General features: G+C 39.8%; 1 protein-coding gene. It reads right to left on the reverse strand.

All coding sequences use genetic code 11. The annotated features are described in order from the left end of the window. Positions 1-123 precede the first annotated feature (123 nt). Positions 124-304: hypothetical protein (locus FH871_RS35515; protein ID WP_212768443.1), on the reverse strand; the 181-nt coding region annotated here is incomplete at its 5' end.

The following is a 304-nucleotide window of genomic DNA, read 5'->3' on the forward strand; positions in this document are numbered from 1 at the left end:
CCCCAGACATTAAATCTACCACCAATTTCTACAAGATTTTCACTATCTACAATTTCAAAATCATTAAACGCTATAGAATTCATATATTCCTCCATATTAGTTAATTGTATTGTTTGTCGAATTTTACAAATCTAAATATTTATAGCCAGCAAGACCTGTCGCTGTACCAGCCACGAGTCCTTGACCAACTCCACAAAGAAGCGCACCTGCAATAGTACCTGCACCAGGTTCTGCCAAAGTTCCAGCATCATCACCTGTCATTGCACCCTTAAGAAAGCCTCCAGCAAAACCACCTGCAAAACCA

This window comes from Larkinella sp. C7, assembly GCF_006149005.1.
Lineage (GTDB): Bacteria > Bacteroidota > Bacteroidia > Cytophagales > Spirosomataceae > Larkinella.